Origin of the sequence: Bradyrhizobium neotropicale, assembly GCF_001641695.1 — a bacterium.
Lineage (GTDB): Bacteria > Pseudomonadota > Alphaproteobacteria > Rhizobiales > Xanthobacteraceae > Bradyrhizobium > Bradyrhizobium neotropicale.
In genome coordinates this window covers 173108-180894 of sequence record NZ_LSEF01000034.1, presented here as the reverse complement: position 1 = coordinate 180894, position 7787 = coordinate 173108, and the positions used below count along the sequence as shown (strand labels likewise).

The following is a 7787-nucleotide window of genomic DNA, read 5'->3' as shown; positions in this document are numbered from 1 at the left end:
GGGCGGATTCAACCGCTCGTCGCAACACTCGAGCAAAAGAGGTTGCGATGGAGAAGCGTGTGCGGACAGATCGTCCCCGAGAGGTCCTACGAGAAGATTATAGACCGTTCTGGACTGCGATTGCCTTGGGGCGATCGAGCGGGGATGCTGCGGTTGAGGCCGGGGTGTCGCCGTCGGTCGGAGTACGCTGGTTCCGGAGGGCGGGCGGTATGCCGCCAACACATTTGTCGCGATCGTCCAAACCTCGGTCGGAGCGCTACCTGTCGTTCGCCGAACGTGAGGAGATTGCCATCTTGCGCGCGCAGGGGCATGGGGTGCGAGCCATCGCTCGTCAGCTCGGCCGGCCTCCATGCACGATCTCCCGTGAGCTCCGTCGCAATGTGGCGCGCCGCCATGGCGCTCCAGAGTACCGGGCGACCACGGCACAATGGCATGCTGATCAGTCCGCCCGACGGCCCAAGTTTGCGAAGTTGGCAATCAACCCGACCCTGCGGGATTATGTGCAGGACAGGCTTGCCGGTATGATCGCTAAGCCAGACGGGGCGCTCCTCGTTGGCCCGAAGGTCGTGTGGAAGGGCCGCCGGGCGGTGCATCGGCAAAACCGACGCTGGGCGACGGCATGGAGCCCGGAACAGATTTCTCGGCGACTTCGGCTCGACTTTCCCGAGGATGAGACGATGCGCATCAGTCACGAGGCAATTTATCAGGCCCTTTATGTGCAGGGTCGAGGAGCTTTGCGCCGTGAACTGACGGCCTGCTTGCGCACTGGGCGGGCCTTGCGGATGCCGAGGGCGCGCGCCCGCAAAGGCAGAAGCTTCATTCCTTCCGAGATCATGATCAGTCAACGTCCGGCGGAAGCTGCCGATCGAGCTGTGCCGGGTCACTGGGAAGGTGACCTCATCATGGGCCTCGGTAGTTCCGCGATCGGCACTTTGGTGGAGCGCACGAGCCGTTTTACCATTCTGCTGCATTTGCCGCGCATGACCGGTCAGGAACAGGATGCTCGCGTGAAGAATGGACCTGCACTCGCCGGACATGGCGCTGAGGCGGTGCGAGACGCCATCACCCGCGCAATCTTCACCATGCCCGAGCGACTGCGGCGGTCTCTAACCTGGGATCAAGGAGCTGAGCTGGCTCAGCACGCGCGTCTGAAGATCGATGCAGGCGTGCAGGTCTACTTTTGCGACCCTCACAGCCCGTGGCAGCGCGGCACCAACGAGAACACGAATGGGTTGCTGCGCCAGTACTTTCCAAAGGGGACGGATCTCAGCATGCACGATGCCGATGATCTGGAGGCCGTGGCTCTTGCACTCAACACAAGGCCCCGCAAAACCCTCGGCTGGAAAACACCGGCAGAAACCCTCGACGAATTGCTCCGAGTGAGCGATACACGGAGTGTTGCGACGAGCGGTTGAATCCGCCCAGTACGCCGCGGCGTCTCTGTGTCCTCGCACGGCCTCTGGGATACTGGATCGCCCGCATACGCGGGCGATGACACTGAGATTGTGGGACGTGTGTGCCCAATCTCGTCATTGCGAGCGCAGCGAAGCAATCCAGACTGTCTCCGCGGAGGGATTCTGGATTGCTTCGCTGCGCTCGCAATGACGGAGTGCACGTTTCGGAAATGACGCAGACGCCGATCGGGGCCACATCTGCGCGCCGCATCGATGCGACGCCGGGCGGGCGCGGCGAGAACACCGCGCCCTCCTCTAGCTCCTAGCCGCTCTTGCGCATCTTGCTGAGCAGATAGTTGTCGTAATAGTTTTCGGCGATCTGCGTGTAGAAGAGCAGCTCCTTCATATACGCGTCGTGGCTTTCCTTCGTCCGCTTGAACAGCTCGCTCTTGCCGGCAAGCTCGTTCAGATGATCCTGGGTCGCCGCGTAGCAGGCCTCCATGACCGGCTGCGGAAAGGCCTTCAGCTCCGCACCGTTGGCAACCAGCCGTTTCAGCGCAGCCGGATTCACGCTGTCGTATTTTTCGAGCATCCAGGCGCCGGCGGCAGAGCCCGCCTGAGTGAGGATCGCCTGATATTGCTTCGGCAACGACGCCCACTTCTCGTCGTTGACGATCATGTGCAGCATGGCGCCGCCTTCCCACCAGCCGGGGAAGTAATAATACTTGGCGACCTTGTAAAAGCCGAGCTTCTCGTCGTCATAGGGACCGACGAATTCTGCGGCGTCGATCGAGCCCTTCTCCAGCGCCGCATAGACGTCGCCGCCGGCGAGCTGCTGCGGGACGATGCCGAGCCGCGCCAGCACGTGGCCGCCCATGCCGGCGATGCGAAATTTGAGGCCCTTCAGATCATCGACCGTCTTGATCTCCTTGCGAAACCAGCCGCCCATCTGGGTGCCGGAATTGCCGCAGAGGATGGCGTGCGTCTTGAACGGCTTCAGCGCCTCGTTGCACAGCTCGGCGCCACCGCCGAACGCCCACCAGGATTCCTGGTGGCGATGGTTCATGCCGAACGGCACGCCGGTCGCGTAAGCCAGCGCCGGCTCCTTGCCGATGTAGAAATACAGCGGCGTCTGCGCCATCTCGACGGTCGCCGAGCTCACGGCATCGAGCGCCTGCAGGCCGGGCACGAGCTCGCCGGCCGCAAAGGTCTGGATCTGAAACTTGTTGTCGGTCGCATCCGCGACGTATTTCGCAAAAGTCTGCGCCGTGCCGTAGATGGTGTCGAGCGACTTCGGGAAGCTCGAGGTCAGGCGCCACTTGATCTCGGGCATGCTCTGCGCAATCGCAGGCGCCGCAACCAGCGTCGCCGCGCCGGCTACGGCGCCGCCCTTGATGAACGTACGGCGTTTCATGATGGGGTCTCTCCCTCTAGGTCAGTTTGAAATGGACAGGCTTGGGATCACGGTCTTCGCGGACCGTTTGCCTGTTCCTGTAGCGGAGTTCAAGCTGTGACAGGAAGCCCGGATGAAGCACAGCCCAACCCGGGAAGCTTCCATTCTGCATGGCTGTCCCGGATTTTGCTTCATCCGGACTAAGACGTGCCGGTGCTCAGAGCAGCTTTGCACTGACGAACAGCGCGCGCACGGCGTTGGTCGCCTGCACCGCGAGCATCGCATGGTCGGCTGCGCCTTCCAGCGCCGCGACGGCGTCCTCATGCAGCGTGCGGAATTCCATCCATTCGACGGAACTGTAATTGGTGAGGAATTGATAGGCCTGGCCGACGGTCGCGATCGCCAGCGTGTTGCCGTTCAGGCGAATCTTGAACGTCGTGCGCAGCGGAGTGTCGGAGCTTGATGGATCAGTCATGGGCTGCTTCTGGACGAGAACGGCTTAACGAAGGGGAAATGGCAGCCCTGCCGTAGCAGGCAAATATCAGGAGTCGGTGGTCGCGCGCTGCGAGGCGGTCGCCGACCCCTTGAGGTTCGGCACGACGATCAGGCGGTTGAACTCGCCGTTGTCGTAGGCCTTCAGGAAGCGATCATAGTCCTTGATCGAGACGCAGCCGTTGGAGTCGCCGCGCGGCCCGAGCATGTAGCTGTGGGTGAGTAGGCCGACGCGGCCAAGCGCGCTGGTGCCTTCGGCGGGGGTCAAGCGCAGCGCACGAACGCCGTGGAACAGCTTTTCGCGCGGCTTCAGGTCATAGGTTGCCGGCGGGGTCGCGCCGACCATGCGCTGGTCGACATGATCAGGGTCGTCCATCAAAGCGCCCATGCCCGAATGGGCTTCCAGCGCGATTCCGCTCGGCAGGTAGAGCGCCTTGGCCGAGATGTCATAGACCGCCGTCCGCGAATCGTAGCCGAGCGCGGCGAGATCGGGCCCCCTGCGGAACAGGCCGCTGTCGGGCGTCAGCGAAGCCAGCTTGATCTTGTCGGTGAACTTTTCGAAGAAGCTGCGGTTGTCGACCTTGGGCGTCGCGTCGGCATAGCTTTGGCTGGAGGCGACCTGGGCGGCGAAGTCCGCCTGGACCGGGCGCGAGCGCGGCATCGGCACGCCGTCGGCTCGTTGCACCGGCTTGGTGTCGTCGGCGACGGCGGCGGCTCTGTCGTCATCCGTCAGGGTCGAGCGCCAGTCGCCGCCCTGGAGCTGCTGGGCGAGCAGCGCCTTGGCGTCACGGAGCTTGACCTGGACCGCATTCAGGGCCGAGCGCTCCAGCGGGCGCAGACCAAGGTCGCGCGCAGGCTGGTCGCCTGAAAGCGAGGTGAAGCGCTCGTTGAACGACGGCATATTGGCGGGCGGCAGGTCGGCGGGCGGCAGCGATGCGGAGACGAGCGGGGTCGAATCGCCGATGTCCGCGATCCAGGCAGCGGCGCCGACCGAGAGTGCGATCGCGGCGAGAGACAGCATGATTGTCTCGGCTCGCCCAATACGGCGGCGCGACAATAGCCTGTCGGCTCGTGCGGCGTCGGAAACCATCAGATCCCCAAATCGACCCCCGGGGGTGCCCAACCCCACCCGGAGACTCTATACCAGCTACCATATCAGGATCCAAAAGTTAGGCATAATCGCGGCCGACGAGGTATCCAATGACCGATCCTTTCGACCTAGAGCGTTTTATCCGGGCCCAGGACCCGGTTTATCGCGACGTCCTGGCGGAGCTGTCCCGGGGCCGCAAGCAGAGCCACTGGATGTGGTTCGTCTTCCCGCAAGTNAAGTGGCGGGCCTCGGCTTCAGCGCCATGTCGCAGCGCTACGCCATCAACTCGCGCGAGGAGGCAAAAGCCTACCTCGCCCACCCCGTCCTTGGCTCCCGCCTTACCGAATGCACGGGGTTCGTGCTCGCGGTCGAGGGGCGCACCATCAACGCGATTCTCGGCGCGCCGGACGATGCCAAATTCCGCTCGTCGATGACGCTGTTCGGCGCGGTGTCGGACGCGCCGATCTTCGGCCAGGCGATCGCAAAGTATTTCGATGGCGAGCGCGATGGCGCGACGCTGGAGATTTTGGACAGGCTCGCGCCGCCACCACGGTAGCGGATCAGCGTCCCTGGAAGACGGCCGCGCGTCGCTCGATGAACGACTGAATGCCCTCCTTCGCATCAGCGCTGGCGAGCACGCGATCCCTGATCTTCGGGATGTACGCGATCGCCGCCGCCTCGCCGCCTTCGACATACTTCGCGGCGGCCTCCTTGGTGACCTGGATCCCCAACGGAGCGTTCTGCGCGATGATGGCCGCGAGCGCCATCGCGCGGTCGATCTGCTCTCCCACTGGGGTGACCTCCTGGACGAGGCCAATGGCGCGGGCGCGCTGGGCCGAGAACTCGTCGCACAGGAACAGGTGGTACATCGCATCGCCCCAACCGGCGCGCGACAGATAGCGGAAATGCGCGCCGCCGAGCGGTGCGATGCCGCGCTTGGATTCCATCTGGCAGAAGCGCGCATCGTCGGCCGCCACGACGATATCGCCAGCGAGCATCAGCTCGATGCCGACCGTGAACACGATGCCCTGGACGGCGGTGATGATCGGCTTGCGGCATCGCTTGCTGAGCCCGAACGGATCGACGTTGCCGTCCTTGATGTTGCGCTTCTCCGCGGCTGGCCCGAAGAATTTCGGCATGTCGAGCCCGGCAGTGAAGTCCCTGCCCTCGGCGCAGATCACCCCGACCCGATGGGCCTCGCTGTCGTGCAGCTCGGTCAGCGCATCAGACAGCTGCTCCATCATCACTGGCGTGAACGCGTTCTTCTTCGCCGCGCTGTCGATGATGATCTTGAAGACGTGGCCATGCGCCTCGCTGCGAACCCGTCCCTCGGTCATGCCTAGCTCTCCCTGATTGCCGCTTGATGTTGCCGCCGGTCAGACCGGCGGCTGAATCGCCGCGCGGATCGCCTTGATCCGCTCGGGTGAAAACACGCCGGAGTCCAGAAGCTGGAGGATCGAGAGCACGTCGCCGCGTGATCCCCAGCTTCCCTCGTCGATGATCTCGAAATTGACCCACCAGGTCGGCGACGGCGTTTCCGTTCCGCAGGCCTCGGCGAGCCGGGCGAGCACGTTGCGGATCACCTCTGACCGTACCTCCGCGGACCAGGCCGCATTCATCACCGCGATGGTCACCGTCATGATGTCGCGCGGCGCCTCCTGGTCGGACAAGAGCCGGCCGCCGATCGCCATGCAGTCGGGTGGCAGCTCGTGGAAATGGACCTGAAAGCCCGTGCGCGCCGCCGGCGCGTGCTGGCCGACTTCGGGCACGAGCACCGCGTCGGTCAGGCTTTCCGCGAGGCGCCGCCGTTGCGGTTGGCTGAGCCGGCCCGCGGGCGCAGTCACGGTGATGATGGTCACGCGGTGTGTCTCCTGATCTCAATATGACATTTGTCATATTCGAGCGCTGCGCTGGCTATGTCAAGTGTCATAGTCTAGATTGGCGATGATTCCGAAAGGCTGACCCATGACCGCCACCACACGCGACAAGATGATCGCCGGCGCCGCCGACCTGATGAGCCGGCGCGGCGTGAACGCCACCAGCATGCGCGACGTCGTCCGCCATACGGCGACCCCGCGCGGCTCGATCAGCCACCACTTCCCCGACGGCAAACGGCAGTTGATCGCCGAAGCCGTGGTGTTCGCCGGCCGGCAGGTGTCCGGTCCGCTGGAGAAAGCCATGAACGAGCGCGGCACCGTCGCAGGCCTGAAGGCCTTCGTCGCATCGTGGCGCAGGCACCTGGAAGCAACCTTCTTCGAGGCCGGATGCCCGGTGCTCGCAGTCGCCGTCGATCGCTATGTCGGCGAGGCCGCCGACAAGGGCGATGCGCGCGACGCGGCGGCGCAGCAGCATCTGCTCGACCTCGCGAACGGCGTGTTCGCCGACTGGCAGCAGATCATGCAGGCCGCTCTATTGCGCGAGGGGCTGGCCGCGGCGCGTGCGCAGCGCCTTGCAACGCTCATCGTCGCCTCGATCGAGGGCACGGTGGCGATGTGCCGCGCGGCGCGGAGCGCACGGCCGCTCGATCAGGTCCAGGAGGAACTCGAGGCGATCCTGTCCGAGGCCCTCGGCCGCACCCCCGCATAGAATGGACACGAACCGATGGATCTGACCCGACAGCGCGAACTCGCGCGCCACCTCGCCACCTTGCGCCGCGAGCGCCGGCAACAGAGCGGTCTCGAGGAGCGGCTCGTCCCGCCTGATGCGGACACGGCCTATCGCGTCGCGCGCATGGTCGAGGAGGAGCTGGGCTGGGATGTCGTCGGCTGGAAGATCGCCGGAATGAAGCCGGGGCTCCAGCGCCAGTTGCGCACGAGTTCGCCAATCTACGGCCGGGTTTTCTCGCCCTTGATCAAGGCCTCGCCCGTCAGTGTCGAACACGCCAGCCAATGCAGCCCGATCCCTGAGGTCGAATACCAGGCGCGCCTTGGCACCGACCTGCCGCCCCGCACCAGGCGTTACACGGTCGAAGAAATCGGCGATGCCGTTGCGTCGCTACATCCAGGCATCGAGCTCGCCGAATGCCGCTTCGTTCACGATGCGGCCTTTCCGCCGATGCCGGCGATTCTGGCCGATGGCGCCGGATCGGGATCGATCGTGCTTGGCGAGGCCATCCCGAATTGGCAGAGCCGAGACATCGCCAACCAGGATGTGCTCCTGATCTGCAACGGCGCCTTGAGGCGTCGCGGGACCGCCGCGGAAGCGATCGACCATCCGCTGGTGCCGCTCACCTGGCTCGCCAACGAGCTATCGCGAACCGGCATCGGCCTCAAGGCCGGCCAGACCATCAGCACGGGCACGCTCACGGGCATGTTGCGGCCGAAGGTCGGCGAAACCTACGTCGCCGATTTCGGCCCGTTCGGCACCGTGAGCGCGACCTACGCCTAAGACCAATGGACGCGCCACACAGCGGCGCACC

General features: G+C 64.7%; 9 protein-coding genes and 1 pseudogene. 5 read left to right on the top strand and 5 right to left on the bottom strand.

Features of this window, described 5'->3' with window-relative positions:
- Positions 1-47 precede the first annotated feature (47 nt).
- Positions 48-1415: an IS30 family transposase gene (locus AXW67_RS10175; protein WP_201723621.1), complete on the top strand. Its 1368-nt coding sequence runs from the start codon at positions 48-50 to the stop codon at positions 1413-1415.
- Between the two features lie 301 nt (positions 1416-1716).
- On the opposite strand, the gene AXW67_RS10170 is transcribed toward AXW67_RS10175, so the two are convergent.
- The 3 genes from AXW67_RS10170 to AXW67_RS10160 all read right to left on the bottom strand — a co-directional run bounded on the left by AXW67_RS10170 (position 1717) and on the right by AXW67_RS10160 (position 4300).
- Positions 1717-2808 (bottom strand): TRAP transporter substrate-binding protein, encoded by a 1092-nt coding sequence (locus tag AXW67_RS10170; RefSeq protein WP_063677773.1) that lies wholly within the window; start codon positions 2806-2808, stop codon positions 1717-1719.
- A 196-nt stretch (positions 2809-3004) separates the two neighbouring features.
- Entirely contained in the window at positions 3005-3262 is a 258-nt protein-coding gene (locus tag AXW67_RS10165) for a hypothetical protein (protein ID WP_027556066.1), read from the bottom strand.
- A gap of 66 nt (positions 3263-3328) precedes the next feature.
- On the bottom strand, positions 3329-4300 hold the full coding sequence (locus AXW67_RS10160; protein ID WP_063677772.1) for a DUF2778 domain-containing protein: 972 nt from the start codon (positions 4298-4300) through the stop codon (positions 3329-3331).
- Between the two features lie 179 nt (positions 4301-4479).
- Here AXW67_RS10160 and AXW67_RS43910 point away from each other — a divergent pair.
- Positions 4480-4604 (top strand): annotated as a pseudogene (locus tag AXW67_RS43910) (DUF1810 family protein); the annotation flags it as partial.
- Between the two features lies 1 nt (position 4605).
- The coding region (locus AXW67_RS10155) for a DUF1810 family protein (RefSeq protein ID WP_245315505.1) at positions 4606-4925 on the top strand (320 nt) is incomplete at its 5' end.
- Positions 4926-4929: 4 nt separating this feature from the next.
- Here the strand turns inward: AXW67_RS10155 and AXW67_RS10150 are convergent.
- Together AXW67_RS10150 and AXW67_RS10145 are read right to left on the bottom strand one after the other, a co-directional pair.
- Positions 4930-5706, bottom strand: coding sequence for a crotonase/enoyl-CoA hydratase family protein (locus tag AXW67_RS10150; RefSeq protein WP_063677771.1), 777 nt, complete (start codon positions 5704-5706; stop codon positions 4930-4932).
- A 39-nt stretch (positions 5707-5745) separates the two neighbouring features.
- The gene (locus tag AXW67_RS10145; RefSeq protein ID WP_063677770.1) at positions 5746-6228 is read right to left on the bottom strand and encodes a tautomerase family protein; all 483 of its coding nucleotides are present in this window, start codon (positions 6226-6228) and stop codon (positions 5746-5748) included.
- 106 nt (positions 6229-6334) lie between these two features.
- On the opposite strand from AXW67_RS10145, the gene AXW67_RS10140 reads away from it, so the two are divergent.
- Together AXW67_RS10140 and AXW67_RS10135 are read left to right on the top strand one after the other, a co-directional pair.
- Positions 6335-6955, top strand: a complete 621-nt coding sequence (locus tag AXW67_RS10140) for a TetR/AcrR family transcriptional regulator (protein WP_063677769.1) — start codon at positions 6335-6337, stop codon at positions 6953-6955.
- A 15-nt stretch (positions 6956-6970) separates the two neighbouring features.
- The gene (locus tag AXW67_RS10135) at positions 6971-7756 is read left to right on the top strand and encodes a 2-keto-4-pentenoate hydratase (protein ID WP_063677768.1); all 786 of its coding nucleotides are present in this window, start codon (positions 6971-6973) and stop codon (positions 7754-7756) included.
- The last annotated feature ends 31 nt before the right edge of the window (positions 7757-7787 follow it).